This is a genomic window from Streptomyces sp. NPDC096012 (assembly GCF_040426375.1).
Taxonomy (GTDB): Bacteria; Actinomycetota; Actinomycetes; order Streptomycetales; family Streptomycetaceae; genus Streptomyces.
In genome coordinates, this window is sequence record NZ_JBEOTD010000004.1 from 97,763 (window position 1) to 111,451 (window position 13,689).

At 70.7% G+C, this 13,689-nt stretch carries 13 protein-coding genes; 6 read left to right on the top strand and 7 right to left on the bottom strand.

The genetic code is table 11. From position 1 onward, the window contains the following. Positions 1-12: 12 nt before the first annotated feature. The 4 genes from ABVB68_RS06290 to ABVB68_RS06305 all read right to left on the bottom strand — a co-directional run bounded on the left by ABVB68_RS06290 (position 13) and on the right by ABVB68_RS06305 (position 2,447). Positions 13-591, bottom strand: coding sequence for a TerD family protein (locus tag ABVB68_RS06290; RefSeq protein ID WP_353599854.1), 579 nt, complete (start codon positions 589-591; stop codon positions 13-15). A gap of 106 nt (positions 592-697) precedes the next feature. Then, complete coding sequence (locus tag ABVB68_RS06295; RefSeq protein WP_353599855.1) at positions 698-1,273, bottom strand: TerD family protein; 576 nt, start codon at positions 1,271-1,273, stop codon at positions 698-700. A 138-nt stretch (positions 1,274-1,411) separates the two neighbouring features. Next, on the bottom strand, positions 1,412-1,870 hold the full coding sequence (locus ABVB68_RS06300; protein WP_353599856.1) for a peroxiredoxin: 459 nt from the start codon (positions 1,868-1,870) through the stop codon (positions 1,412-1,414). 136 nt (positions 1,871-2,006) lie between these two features. Beyond that, on the bottom strand, positions 2,007-2,447 hold the full coding sequence (locus ABVB68_RS06305) for a DUF3052 domain-containing protein (RefSeq protein ID WP_353599857.1): 441 nt from the start codon (positions 2,445-2,447) through the stop codon (positions 2,007-2,009). A 407-nt stretch (positions 2,448-2,854) separates the two neighbouring features. Between ABVB68_RS06305 and aceE the strand changes: the two genes are divergently transcribed. After that, on the top strand, positions 2,855-5,602 hold the full coding sequence (aceE, locus tag ABVB68_RS06310) for a pyruvate dehydrogenase (acetyl-transferring), homodimeric type (protein ID WP_353599858.1): 2,748 nt from the start codon (positions 2,855-2,857) through the stop codon (positions 5,600-5,602). Between the two features lie 646 nt (positions 5,603-6,248). Further along, positions 6,249-6,992, top strand: a complete 744-nt coding sequence (locus ABVB68_RS06315; protein WP_353599859.1) for a potassium channel family protein — start codon at positions 6,249-6,251, stop codon at positions 6,990-6,992. A gap of 403 nt (positions 6,993-7,395) precedes the next feature. On the opposite strand, the gene ABVB68_RS06320 is transcribed toward ABVB68_RS06315, so the two are convergent. Continuing rightward, entirely contained in the window at positions 7,396-7,701 is a 306-nt protein-coding gene (locus ABVB68_RS06320) for a small hydrophobic protein (protein WP_353600045.1), read from the bottom strand. 235 nt (positions 7,702-7,936) lie between these two features. Further along, positions 7,937-9,556, bottom strand: coding sequence for an MFS transporter (locus ABVB68_RS06325; protein WP_353599860.1), 1,620 nt, complete (start codon positions 9,554-9,556; stop codon positions 7,937-7,939). Between the two features lie 114 nt (positions 9,557-9,670). On the opposite strand from ABVB68_RS06325, the gene ABVB68_RS06330 reads away from it, so the two are divergent. The 3 genes from ABVB68_RS06330 (at position 9,671) to ABVB68_RS06340 (ending at position 12,569) form a co-directional block, all read left to right on the top strand. Next, on the top strand, positions 9,671-10,297 hold the full coding sequence (locus tag ABVB68_RS06330; RefSeq protein WP_353599861.1) for a TetR family transcriptional regulator: 627 nt from the start codon (positions 9,671-9,673) through the stop codon (positions 10,295-10,297). Positions 10,298-10,436: 139 nt separating this feature from the next. Next, a complete protein-coding gene (locus tag ABVB68_RS06335) occupies positions 10,437-11,654 on the top strand; it encodes an alpha/beta hydrolase (RefSeq protein ID WP_353599862.1) in 1,218 nt (405 codons plus the stop codon). 66 nt (positions 11,655-11,720) lie between these two features. After that, positions 11,721-12,569 carry a DUF4429 domain-containing protein gene (locus tag ABVB68_RS06340; RefSeq protein WP_353599863.1) on the top strand — a complete coding sequence of 283 codons (849 nt, stop codon included), beginning with the start codon at positions 11,721-11,723 and terminating at the stop codon, positions 12,567-12,569. Positions 12,570-12,649: 80 nt separating this feature from the next. Here ABVB68_RS06340 and ABVB68_RS06345 read toward each other — a convergent pair whose 3' ends face one another. Then, positions 12,650-13,111, bottom strand: coding sequence for a MerR family transcriptional regulator (locus tag ABVB68_RS06345; protein ID WP_353599864.1), 462 nt, complete (start codon positions 13,109-13,111; stop codon positions 12,650-12,652). Positions 13,112-13,206: 95 nt separating this feature from the next. On the opposite strand from ABVB68_RS06345, the gene ABVB68_RS06350 reads away from it, so the two are divergent. Beyond that, positions 13,207-13,683 (top strand): GNAT family N-acetyltransferase, encoded by a 477-nt coding sequence (locus ABVB68_RS06350; RefSeq protein ID WP_353599865.1) that lies wholly within the window; start codon positions 13,207-13,209, stop codon positions 13,681-13,683. Positions 13,684-13,689 lie beyond the last annotated feature (6 nt).

Sequence of the window (13,689 nt, forward strand, 5' to 3'; positions counted from 1 at the left end):
CGGGACGGCCGGCTAGGAGACGTTCACCCCGAAGTCGAGGGCGATGCCCCGCAGTCCCGACGCGTACCCCTGTCCGACGGCGCGGAACTTCCACTCGCCCTGGTAGCGGTACAGCTCTCCGAAGATCATGGCGGTCTCGGTGGAGGCGTCCTCGCTCAGGTCGTAGCGGGCGAGCTCCTGGCCGTCGGCCTGGTTGACGACGCGGATGAAGGCGTTGGAGACCTGCCCGAAGGTCTGGCCGCGCTCGTCCGCCATGTGGATCGAGACCGGGAAGATGATCTTCTCGCACTGCGCCGGCACCGCGGTGAGGTCCACCAGGATGGACTCGTCGTCGCCCTCGCCCTCACCGGTCAGGTTGTCGCCGGTGTGCTCCACCGAGCCGTCGGGGCTCTTGAGCTGGTTGTAGAACACGAACCACTCGTCGCCCATCACCCGGTTCCCGGCACCGCACAGCAGCGCGCTGGCGTCGAGGTCGAAAGGGGCTCCCGTGGTGGACCGGGCATCCCAGCCGAGTCCGATCATGACGTTGGTGAGGTTCGGTGCGGCCTTGGAGAGGGAGACATTGCCCCCCTTGGCGAGCGTGACGCCCATGATGCTGGTCCTCCCCTGATGGTGCTTTCCTGGTTGTCCTGCGCGTCCGGCGCCGCCCCCAAACGGGACGGCGCCGGACGGTGGGGGCGTCGGAACCCTGCCGGGATCAGACGTTGACGCCGAAGTCCTGCGCGATGCCGCGCAGGCCCGAGGCGTAGCCCTGGCCGATGGCACGGAACTTCCACTCCGGCCCGTTGCGGTACAGCTCGCCGAAGACCATGGCGGTCTCGGTGGAGGCGTCCTCGCTCAGGTCGTAGCGGGCGACCTCCTTCTGGTCGGCCTGGTTCACGACGCGGATGAAGGCGTTGCGGACCTGACCGAAGGACTGCTGGCGGTTCTCGGCGTCGTAGATCGACACCGGGAACACGATCTTGTCCACGTCGGCCGGGACGCCGGCCAGGTTGACCTTGATCTGCTCGTCGTCGCCCTCGCCCTCACCGGTGATGTTGTCACCGGTGTGCTCGACCGAGCCGTCGGGGCTCTTGAGGTTGTTGAAGAAGACGAAGTGCTGGTCGCTCGCGACCTTGCCGGAGTTGTTCAGCAGCAGCGCGCTGGCGTCGAGGTCGAAGTCCGTGCCGGTCGTGGTGCGCACGTCCCAGCCCAGACCGACGATGACGGCGGTCAGGCCCGGGGCCTCCTTCGTCAGCGATACGTTGCCGCCCTTGCTGAGGCTGACTCCCACGGGTCCTCCATGTGGTGTCCAGGGGCGGGGAGCCCCGTGTGCTTCGGATATGGGATCAACGTGCCGATCCTAGTGACGGGTTCCCGCGCCTCGCAGACCCTGGAACCGGAGAGTCACCGGTGTCGGCCCACGCTCGGCCTACAGGGTGTCGAGCGCCTTCACGTAGTCGTTCAGGTCGCGGGCGTCCGGCAGGCCGTTGACCACGGTCCACCGCACGACACCCTCCTTGTCGATGACGAAGGTGCCGCGGACGGCGCAGCCCTTGTCCTCGTCGAAGACGCCGTACGCGCGCGAGACGTTGCCGTGCGGCCAGAAGTCGCTCAGCAGCGGGTACTCCAGGCCCTCCTGCTCGGCGAAGACGCGCAGGGTGTGGATGGAGTCGTTGGAGACGGCGAGCAGCTGCGTGTCGCGGTCGGCGAACCTGGGCAGGTTGTCGCGCAGCTCGCACAGCTCGCCGGTGCAGACGCCGGTGAAGGCGAAGGGGTAGAAGAGGAGGACCACGTTCTTCTCGCCGCGGAAGTCCGCGAGCCTCACGGTGCGGCCGTGGTTGTCCTTGAGCTCGAAGTCGGGCGCCTTGTCGCCGGCCTGGATCGCCATCGTCGTACATCCCTTCGGTGGGCTGTTCGGGGTGGGAACGGAGCAGAACGCTCGGCTCCACCCTACGCAGCGATCAGCACAGCCCGACGGACGGACCGAGTGTTCTCGGCCCGTCCGTGCTGAGGGACGAGGCGGCTTACCTCTTGCCGGACTTCGCGGCCTTCGGCGTCGCCAGGCGCGAGCCGCTCCAGTCCTTGCCCACGCTGACGCTCTTCGCCGCCGTCAGGCCGGCCGTCGTCGCGGCGTCCTGGATGTCGCTGGGCTCCACGTACCCCGAACGGCCGGTCTTCGGCGTCAGGAGCAGGATCGCGCCACCCTCTTCGATGTACGTGGTGGCATCCACCAGCGCATCCGTCAGGTCGCCGTCATCGTCACGGAACCACAAGACGACGGCGTCGGCCACGTCGTCGTAGTCCTCGTCCATGAGGTCGCCCTGGATGACTTCCTCGATGACCTCGCGGAGCTCCTGATCGACGTCGTCGTCGTAGCCGATCTCCTGGACCACCTGCCCGGGCTGGAAACCCAGCCTGGCGGCAGGGTTGGTCCGCTCCTCCGCGTGGTCCGCGGTCGCGCTCACGGGTTGCCTCCTGATCATGTCTTGATGAATATCTCAGCCACGCGCGTGCGCGAAGCATTGGCCGTAGTCCACACGTGCGGGACGGATCGCGCAAGTACCCGGCCGTCGGGACCGCCGAAACGGTGACGATCCCCGCCGTGTCGCCGCAACCCCTGGCACCGTATCCCGATTCCGCGTGACCCACATCACACCGATGTGCCCGGTTTGCGCCATTCGGAATCATCCGGAGTCGCACGCCTCGAACAACTTTGCCATGCGCGTCACACCCCGGGCGTATCGTTGCGTTTTGACCGGCCCTGGGATCGGGTTACCCCACGGTAGAGATGACGTACGTCTTCCCGAGGTAGACGATGGGGAACGGTGTAGGCACGAGTAGAACAGTGGCCCTCCGACAGGTAAGGAACAGCGTGGCTTCCGGATCCGATCGCAATCCGATCATCATTGGCGGCCTTCCGAGTCAGGTTCCTGACTTCGATCCCGAAGAGACCCAGGAGTGGCTCGACTCCCTGGACGCAGCCGTCGACGAGCGCGGCCGGGAGCGGGCCCGCTTTCTCATGCTCCGGCTGATCGAGCGGGCCCGCGAGAGGCGCGTGGCCGTGCCCGAGATGCGCAGCACGGACTACGTCAACACGATCCCCACCAAGAGCGAGCCGTTCTTCCCCGGCAACGAGGAGATCGAGCGCCGGATCCTGAACGCGACCCGCTGGAACGCGGCCGTGATGGTGTCGCGCGCCCAGCGCCCCGGTATCGGGGTGGGCGGCCACATCGCCACCTTCGCCTCCTCCGCCTCGCTGTACGACGTCGGCTTCAACCACTTCTTCCGGGGCAAGGACGAGGGCGACGGCGGCGACCAGGTCTTCTTCCAGGGCCACGCCTCCCCCGGCATCTACGCCCGCGCCTTCATGCTCGACCGGCTCACCTCCGAGCAGCTCGACGGCTTCCGCCAGGAGAAGTCGAAGTACCCGGACGGCCTGTCCAGCTACCCGCACCCGCGCTCCATGCCGGACTTCTGGGAGTTCCCGACCGTCTCCATGGGCCTCGGCCCGCTCGGCGCGATCTACCAGGCGCGGATGAACCGCTACATGCAGGCGCGCGGCATCGCGGACACCAGCAGGTCGCACGTGTGGGCGTTCCTCGGCGACGGCGAGATGGACGAGCCCGAGTCGCTCGGCCAGCTCACCCTGGCCGCCCGGGAGGGCCTGGACAACCTGACCTTCGTGGTCAACTGCAACCTGCAGCGCCTGGACGGCCCGGTGCGCGGCAACGGCAAGATCATCCAGGAGCTGGAGTCGGTCTTCCGGGGTGCCGGCTGGAACGTGATCAAGCTGATCTGGGACCGCTCCTGGGACCCGCTGCTGGCGCAGGACCGGGACGGCATCCTCGTCAACAAGATGAACACGACGCCGGACGGCCAGTTCCAGACCTACGCCACCGAGTCCGGCGCCTACATCCGCGAGCACTTCTTCGGCGACGACCACCGGCTGCGCGCGATGGTCGAGAACATGACCGACGACCAGATCCTGCACCTGGGCCGCGGCGGTCACGACCACCGCAAGATCTACGCGGCCTTCAAGGCGGCCAAGGAGCACAAGGGCCAGCCGACGGTCATCCTGGCCAAGACGATCAAGGGCTGGACGCTGGGGCCGAACTTCGAGGGCCGCAACGCCACCCACCAGATGAAGAAGCTGACGGTCGACGACCTCAAGCGCTTCCGGGACCGCCTGCACCTGCCGATCTCCGACAAGGAGCTGGAGTCCGGCGCGCCTCCGTACTACCACCCGGGCCGGGACACGGAGGAGATCCAGTACATGCACGACATGCGCAAGCAGTGCGGCGGGTACGTCCCGTCGCGCGTCGTGCGCTCCCAGCCGCTCGCGCTGCCGGACGACAAGGCGTACGCGAGTGTGAAGAAGGGCTCCGGACAGCAGTCCATCGCCACGACGATGGCGTTCGTCCGGCTGCTCAAGGACCTCATGCGGGACAAGGAGATCGGCAAGCGGTTCGTGCTGATCGCGCCGGACGAGTACCGCACGTTCGGCATGGACTCGTTCTTCCCGAGCGCGAAGATCTACAACCCGCTCGGCCAGCAGTACGAGGCGGTCGACCGCGAGCTGCTGCTCGCGTACAAGGAGTCCCCGACCGGTCAGATGCTGCACGACGGCATCTCCGAGGCGGGCTGCACGGCCTCGCTGATCGCCGCCGGCTCGGCGTACGCCACGCACGGCGAGCCGCTGATCCCGGTCTATGTCTTCTACTCGATGTTCGGTTTCCAGCGCACCGGCGACCAGTTCTGGCAGATGGCCGACCAGCTGGCGCGCGGTTTCGTCCTGGGCGCGACCGCCGGCCGCACGACCCTGACCGGTGAGGGCCTGCAGCACGCGGACGGCCACTCCCAGCTGCTGGCCTCGACCAACCCGGCGTGCGTGGCGTACGACCCGGCGTACGCGTACGAGATCGCGCACATCGTCCAGGACGGCCTGCGGCGCATGTACGGCAGCTCGCCCGAGCACCCGCACGGCGAGGACGTCTTCTACTACCTGACCGTCTACAACGAGCCCATCCAGCACCCGGCCGAGCCGGCGAACGTGGACGTCGAGGGCATCGTCAAGGGCGTCCACCGGATCGGCGAGGCCACCGGCGGCTCGATCCCGGCGCAGATCATGGCGTCCGGTGTCGCGGTGCCGTGGGCTCTGGAGGCGCAGAAGATCCTCGCGGAGGACTGGAACGTCAAGGCGGACGTGTGGTCCGCGACCTCCTGGAACGAGCTGCGCCGCGAGGCCGTGGCGTGCGAGGAGCACAACCTGCTGCATCCGGAGGAGGAGCAGCGGGTGCCGTTCGTGACGCGCAAGCTCAGCGGCGCCGAGGGTCCCTTCGTGGCCGTGTCCGACTGGATGCGGTCGGTTCCGGACCAGATCGCGCGCTGGGTGCCGGGCACCTACCAGTCCCTCGGCGCCGACGGCTTCGGCTTCGCCGACACGCGGGGCGCCGCGCGCCGCTTCTTCCACATCGACGCCCAGTCGATCGTGCTCGCGGTGCTGACCGAGCTGGCGCGCGAGGGCAAGGTCGACCGCTCCGCGCTGAAGCAGGCCATCGACCGGTACCAGCTGCTGGACGTCTCGGCGGCCGACCCGGGCGCGGCGGGCGGCGACGCGTAGCCGCTGCGCTCGGCTGGGCCGACGAGAGGCCGGGGGCTGCGGGCCGGTGGGGGCGGTGAGCAGCCCCGGGCGGCGAGACGCTGCGAACCCGCTAGGGCGGCGGGCAGCCGCCCGGCCGAGGGTGGCAGCCGTCGGCCGAGGGCGGTGAGCAGCCGCCGGCCGGGGGCGGTGAGCAGCCGTCGGCCGGGGGCGGTGAGCAGCCGTCGGCCGAGGGCGGTGAGCAGCCACGAGCGGCGGGACGCTGCGGACCCGCTAGGGCGGGGACGCTGCGGACCCGCGAGAGCGGTGGGCAGCCGCCCGGTCGAGGGTGGTGGGCAGCCACGGGCGGCGGGACGCTGCGGCCCCGAGGGCGGGGAGCCGCAGGCCGGTGGGGCGGTGGGCAGCCGCGGACCGAGGGCCGTGGGAAGCTACGGGCCGGCGAGGACCGGCCGCGTGGTTCCCCGCGCCCCATAGGCGCGCAGCACCCGCGCCCCATCGGCCCAGTACCCGCGCCCCTCGGAGCGGGCCCCGCGCCCCGCGGGGCAGGCCTCGCATCCCCTCGGGGCAGGCCCCGCATCCCGGGGGCAGGTCTCGCGTCCCCTGAGGTGGCCGCCGGACGGTGGGCTCGGTTGCCCACCGTCCTTACTTTCTCTTTACGATTGTGCTCATGGAGCGACGGTCGGCGCAGACGCGGTGGGAACAGCACACGGAACGGCCGCTGTTGGCGCTCGCGATGGCCTTCGCCCTCGCGTACGCCGTGCCGATCGTGAACGCTTCCGCAGGTCACTCCCTCACCACCCTGTGCACGGCGGTGGAATGGGTGGTGTGGGGCGCGTTCGCCCTCGACTACGTCGTCCGGCTGGCGCTCGCCCCGCGACGCAGACCGTTCGTCCGGCAGCACTGGCCGGACCTGTGCGCGGTCGTGCTGCCGGTCCTGCAGCCGCTGCGGCTGCTGCGGCTGGTGGCGACGCTGCTGCTGGTCGGGCGGCGGGCCCGGATGGCTCCGCAGATCCGGCTGACCACCTATGTGGTCGGCTCCGTGGTCGGGCTGCTGATGTTCGGCTCGCTGGCGGTGCTGTCCGTGGAGCGGGACTCGCCGAACGGGAACATCCGGACACTGGGTGACGCGGTGTGGTGGTCGTTCACGACGATGACGACCGTGGGATACGGGGACCACGCGCCGACGACCGGACTGGGGCGGATGATCGCGGTCGGACTGATGCTGTCCGGGATCGCCCTGCTGGGTGTGGTGACCGCGAACATCGCCGCGTGGTTCATCGCACGGTTCGAGAAGGACGACGTCGAGGAACGCCGGCAGACGGAGGCGATCGCGTCCCTGACCGAGGAGGTCCGCCTGCTGCGCGCCGAGGTCTCCCGCCTGACCGTCGACCGCGAGGAACAGCCACGCTGAGCCCCGGAGGACCGCAGCGCCTGCGCCCCCTCGAAGGACCACGGGGCCTGACCCCCCGGAAGGACCATGAGTGCCCACGCCCGCGAAGAACCGCGGGAGTCCGCGCCCGAAGGGGCGCGGGGAACCGTGCGACCAGCCCCCGCGCACCCGCGGACGGTCGACGCCCCTGGCCCACGCGGCGCCGTACCGCCGACGCGCCGGGCACTGGAGCGCCCAGCCGCCGAAGCCCGGGGCACCGCAGCGCCACACCGCCGACGCGCCGGGCACTGGAGCGCCCAGCCGCCGAAGCCCGGGGCACCGCAGCGCCACATCGCCGACGCGCGGGGCACCGCGGCGCCCAGCCGCCGAAGCCCGGGGCACCGCGGCGCCGCACCGCCGGCACCGCAGCGACGCGGAAGGCCGGCTACAGCAGCCCGTGGCCCCAAGTCGCCGCGCCCGCCAGGGCGATGATGGCCAGCAACGTGTCGATCGCACCGAGGATCAGGGCCACCAGGGCCGGGACGTTCCGGTCGTTCGACCACGTGCGGCCCATGGACTGCCAGCCGCAGAACATCGCCACCGGCCCGAGGACGATACCCAGTGCGAAGAAACCGGCCACCGCGCAGATGGATCCGATGATCCCGAGCGTCGCGCGGTCCGGCCCGGTCCGTTGCCACGTCCGGCCACGTGACCGGGGGTACCCGCGCGTTCCATGCCCGAAGCCAGCCATCATCAACTCCCTGAGGCCTATGGACAGTTCGGCTTCGATGGGCGGGTACCCCGGTTCCGCCGGGGCAGACCTGCGCGCGCTGCCCCCCTCCGGCAGCGCGCGCCGCGGCCCGGCCGTCCTCCCATGCCCTGCGGAGGACTTGACCCACTGTGACCTGCGGCGCGCGCCCGAGGCGAGGAATCTTTAGCGACGTCACCCTGATAGGCGAAACTCCGCCCGGAGACGGAGAACGGGGTCAGATGTGGCCCACGCCCGCGCCCGCCTCCGCGTTGGCACCCCGCTTGGTGAACAGGGCGACCAGGACGGCGACCGCCGCCACGCCCGCCGCGACCAGGGAGGCCAGGCTCATCCCGGAGACGAAGGTGTCGTGGGCGACCTGGGTGATCTTCGCGACGATCGGCTCCGGTGTGCCCTTCGCCACCGGGGCCACACCGACCTGGACCGCCTCGGAGGCCTGGTCCAGCTGCGCCGGGGTGAGCTTCGGCAGACCCGCGCCCGCCCAGTTGCCCGGCAGGTCGCCGTCGACCTTGGAGGCCATCACGGCGCCCAGCACGGCCGTACCGAGGCTGCCGCCGATCTGCATGGCCGCCTGCTGGAGGCCGCCCGCCACACCGGACAGCTCCATGGGCGCGTTGCCGACGATGACCTCCGTGGCGCCGACCATGACCGGCGCCAGGCCGAGGCCGAGCAGGGCGAACCAGAGCGACATCACGCCGCTGCCGGAGCCCGCGTCGAGCGTCGACATGCCGTACATGGCGATCGCGGTCGCGGCCATGCCGCCGGCCAGCGGGACGCGCGGGCCGAGGCGGGTGATCGCGGCTCCCGCGAGCGGGGAGCCGACGATCATCATGCCGGTCAGCGGGAGCAGGTGCAGGCCGGCGTCGATGGGGCTCATGCCGTGCACGTTCTGGAGGTAGAACGTCACGAAGAACAGGCCGCCCATGAAGGCGATGGCCATCAGGACCATGAGCACGACACCCGCGGACAGCGGGACGGAGCGGAACAGGCCCAGCGGGATCAGCGGTTCGGCGACCCTCGTCTCCCAGAAGGCGAAGAGGGCGAAGAGCACGACGGAGACGACGATGAAGAGCCAGGTCCTGCCGTCGCCCCAGCCCCAGGCCGGCGCCTTGATGAGCGCCCACACCAGGCAGAACATCGCGCCGGAGAGCAGCACGATGCCGGGGATGTCGAAGGAGCGCGGGGCGTTCTCGGCGCGGTGGTCCAGCAGGATCAGCAGGCCGAGGACGAGTGCGAGCAGGCCGACCGGCACGTTGACGAAGAACACCGACTGCCAGTTGACGTGCTCGACGAGGACCCCGCCGAGGATCGGGCCGCCGGCGGTGGACGCGCCGATCACCATGCCCCAGATGCCGATCGCCATGTTGAGCTTCTCGGCCGGGAAGGTGGCCCGCAGCAGGCCGAGCGCGGCCGGCATCAGCAGCGCGCCGAACAGGCCCTGGAAGACGCGGAAGGCGACGACCGCGGCGATGCTGTGGGACAGGCCGATGGCCCCGGACGCCAGGGCGAAGCCGGTGACGCCGACGAGGAAGGTCTGCCGGTGGCCGAAGCGGTCACCGAGCTTGCCCGCGGTGATCAGCGTGACCGCGAGGGCGAGGAAGTAGGCGTTGGTGATCCACTGCACGTCGGCGAAGGTCGCGTGCAGGTCGTCCCGGATCGCCGGGTTGGCGATCGCCACGATGGTGCCGTCGAGGGCCACCATCATGACCCCTACGGCGACGGTGAGAAGGGTGAGCCACGGGTGGCCGCGCAGCCCCGCCGCCGGAGTCGGCTCCGACGAGGATGCCGGTGCTTTGCCTCCCGGCCCGGTGGCGTCGATCGCGGTCTGACTAGTCATACCTTCGAGGCTAGTGACAGCCACTGACAGTTGACAAACCAATTCACAAGTCGGTAACTGACATGACACCGGCACATAGGCTGAGCTGGAGGGACGTTCACCGGGGAGAGGTCATTGGAGACGCTGCGCGAGCGCAAGAAACGACGTACCCGGGAAGCACTGCTGCGGTCCGCGCTCGAACTGTTCACCACCCAGGGGTACGAGAACACGACGGTCGACGAGATCGCCGAGGCCGTCGACGTCTCGCAGCGCACCTTCTTCCGCTACTTCGCCGGCAAGGAGGACGCCGCCTTCGCGGTCCAGGCGATGACGGAGGCGCACTTTGTGTCGGCCGTCCGCGCGCGGCCGGCGCACGAGGCGCCGATGGAGGCGCTGCGGCAGGCGATCCTGCAGGGCTGGGACGCGATACGCGAGACCGTCGAGTCGGCAGTCCCGGTCGAGCTGTATCTGCGCATGTACCGGACGATCGAGTCGACGCCCGCGCTGCTCGCGGCGCATCTGCGGCGCTCGGCCGCCACGGAGGAGACGATCGCGCGCCTGCTGGCCGAGCGGGAGGGCGTCGACGTGGAGACCGACCCGCGACCGCGGCTCGCGGTGGCCGTGTTCGGCGGGGTGATGAGAGTCACCGAACGGCAGTGGAGCACGGGTGAGGACGTCAGCCTGGAGGCGATCCGCGCGCTCACCGCGTCGTCCCTCGATCAGGTGGGTTCGGCTCTGACCGGGAACTGGCGTAGCACCTGAGATCGTTGGCGGGACGTTCCCGAGATCGTCCGGTACGGCGTCCGGCGGTTCGTCGGCAAAGCGTTCGGCGTATGCCAAAACGTGATCCCTGTCACTCGGTTACCGCGAGACCCTCCCGTTCTCCTAGTGTGTCCTCCCAGTGACTTCCTTCGACACCTCACCGCAACTCAACGTCTGGCGCGCGCTGCTTGCCCTGGCCGTGGTGTTCGTGATGCTCGCGACCACCGGCTGGACCGCTCTGCGCACCCACCGGGAGTCGTCGGCGCTGCAGACCTCCCTCGCCAAGTGGGAGCACGGCAGCCTGCACGGCCTCCGGCTGCCGGACCCCGAGAGCGACCCGGCGCGCCTGACCCGCTTCTTCGTCTCGCTCGACCACAAGGACCGCGACCGCCTCGCCCACCGCTACGCACTCGCGGTGGGCAACATGAACGGCGCCCCGGTCGCCCTGCGCTACCAGGCCAACCGCATCGCGCTGGACAAGGCGCGCCGGGCCGAGAAGAAACGCATGCACGACAACCGGCTCAGCACGGCCGGACAGCAGGACGCGGGCCGCCGTATGCACCGGTACGAGTCCCTGCTGGACCCGGGCCGGCAGATCCTGTCCTTCGACCCGCAGGGCTCGGGCCGGATCGCGGAGGTGTTCGGAAGTCTCGACCGGGCGCAGCGGATCTCGGTCGTCGTCCCCGGCGTCGACACCGACCTGCTCACCTTCCAGAGGACGGACCGCAGGTACAGCGCCCCGGTCGGCATGGCCAAGGCGCTGTACGCGGCCGAGCGCGCGGCGAGTCCCGCGACGCGTACGGCCGTCATCGCCTGGGCCGACTACACCGCTCCGGAGGGGCTCGGTGTGGACGCGGCCACCGGGCTGCGCGCCGAGGAGGGCGCCGTACGGCTGAACGGCATGCTGCGGGCCCTGCCCGGCCGCGCCCCGGTGGCGATGGTCTGCCACAGCTACGGCTCCGTGGTCTGCGGGGTGGCCGCGCACGCCATGCCGCGCCGGGTGAGCGACATAGCGGTGGCCGCGAGCCCCGGCATGCGGGTCACCAAGGCCGCCCGGCTGGGCACCACGGCCCGGCTGTGGGCGATGCGGGACGCCACCGACTGGGTGCAGGACGTTCCGTACCTGGAGCTCGGCGGCCTCGGCCACGGCGCCGATCCGGTGTCCTCGGCGTTCGGCGCGCGGGTGCTGTCCGCGCGGGACGCGCAGGGGCACGCCGGTTATTTCCAGCCGGGCACGGACAGTCTGCGCAATCTCGCCGACGTCGGGGTGGGCGCCTACGACGAGGTGACGTGCGCACGGGAGAACGATGCGTGCCGGGCCGGTCTGCCCGGCACCGCGACGGCCGAACGCGCGTAGAAACAGCAGGAAGTGCGGTCTGCGCGGGTGGCGACGGAGGAGCACGTGCCGCATACGATGAGCCGCATGGGTGACGTACTGGCGGGTTTTCATGCCGTCTGGGAGTTCGAGTCCGACTCCGTGCTCATCCGCTACGAACGGGGGATTCGAACACCGAAACTCTTCCAGGCGCTCGGGGAACGACGCGTGCCGCTGTCGGCGATCGAGGAAGTGACGCTCTCGCCCGGCAAACGCGGCACCGTGGCCCTGCGCCTGGTGCCCCGCGCCGGCGCCGACCCGCTGACGGAGGCGGCGGCCGGTCAGCTCAAGGAGGGCTCGGACCCCTACCGGCTGGTCCTGCCCGCCGAGCGGGAGACCCTCGCCGAGTACTACGCCGACGAACTGAAGGGGCTGCTGACGGAGTCCGGCCCCAGCGAACGGCATCTGGTCACGGCCCCCGAGGCGCCGCTGCAGTTCAAGGCGTACGACGGGAAGGCGTCCTTCGACGGGACGTGCGTGCAGTTCCGCTGGTCGTGGACCGGTGCGTCCTCGGCGAAGTGGAAAGCCGGGGACCAGAGTTTCCCGGTCACCGGCCTCAGCGGAGTGGAGTGGCGCTCGCCGGAACTCTTCGAGGGGCATCTGCGGCTGCTGCCCCGGGAGCCCGGCACCGAACGGCAGGCCCAGCCCGACCAGGACCCGGCCTCGGTGGTCTTCGGGCTCGGGTACGGGCCGGTGCACGAGTCGCTGCCGTTCGCGGCGGCCGTGCTGGCCGCGGTGCGGGCACGGGGAGCCGTGGCGGCGGTACCGGCACCGTGCCGGCGCGACCCGGCCGACATCGCCGAGCGGATCCGGCACCTGGGCGAGCTGCACCAGGCCGGTCTGGTCACCGACGAGGAGTTCTCCTTCAAGAAGGCGGAGTTGCTCGCCCAGCTCTAGCGCGCCCGCGGCCCGGGGCGGCACCGTCTGCCACGGCGCCCGCGGCCCGGGGCGGCACCGCCCGCCACGGCGCCCGCGGCCTAGGACGTCCCCGACTCCGCGGCGTAGAAGCCGATCTTCCGGTCGAGGACGGCGAGGGTGTCGTGCAGTTCCGCGATGCGGGTCAGCACGTCACGGCGGGTCGACTCCAGCAGTTCCCGGCGCTCCGCGTAGGTGGTCTCGCCCGCCCTCACCAGCTCCGCGTACCGGACCATGTCCGCCACCGGCATGCCGGTCAGCCGCAGCTTGGTCACGAAGTTCAGCCAGTCCAGATCGCGGTTGGTGTAGCGGCGCTGGCCGGTGTGCGAGCGGTCGACGTGCGGCATCAGCCCGATCCGCTCGTACCAGCGCAGGGTGTGCGCGGTCAGACCGGTGAACGCGACGACCTCGCTGATCGTGTAGCGGTCCTGGCCGTCGGGGCGTGGATGGCGCCGGGGCGGGGCGGAGCAGATGTCGGCGGCTGTGGTCGCGGCCTCCGCTGGCGTGGTCTGCATCACCGTCATGGCCCCACGCTATGACCTTCGAGTGCACTCCAGGCAAGCGGGGCCGGGAGAAATCCGCAGGACGGGACGCGGGGCGGCCGATTACCGTGCGGCGCATGAGTCTCGCACGCCGGGCCGGACCCGAGGACGCCGCCGAAGTGCTGCGGCTGCGCCAGGTGATGATCGATTCCCTGTGGAGCGAGGGAGGCGCCGGGCCGACCGACTGGCACGCCGAGTCCCTGCCCACGCTGGGCGAGCGGCTCGCCGCGCCGGACGGGGACTTCGCGGCCTTCGTCGTCGACCACCCCGGCCGGCCCGGGGCACTGGCCGCGCTGGCGGCGGGGACTCTGGAGTACCGGATCGGCAAGGCGGGCAATCCGCACGGGCGGGTGGGACACGTCTTCAGCGTCGCCACCGATCCCGGCGCCCGGCGCCGTGGCCACGCGCGCGCGTGCATGGAGGAGCTGCTGCGGTGGTTCCGCGCACGGGGTGCCGGACACGTGCTGCTCAACGCCTCCCCGGAGGCCGAGCCGCTCTACGCCTCGCTCGGCTTCACCCGCGACCCGGACCCGTCGATGCGGCTGCTGCTGTGAGCCGCA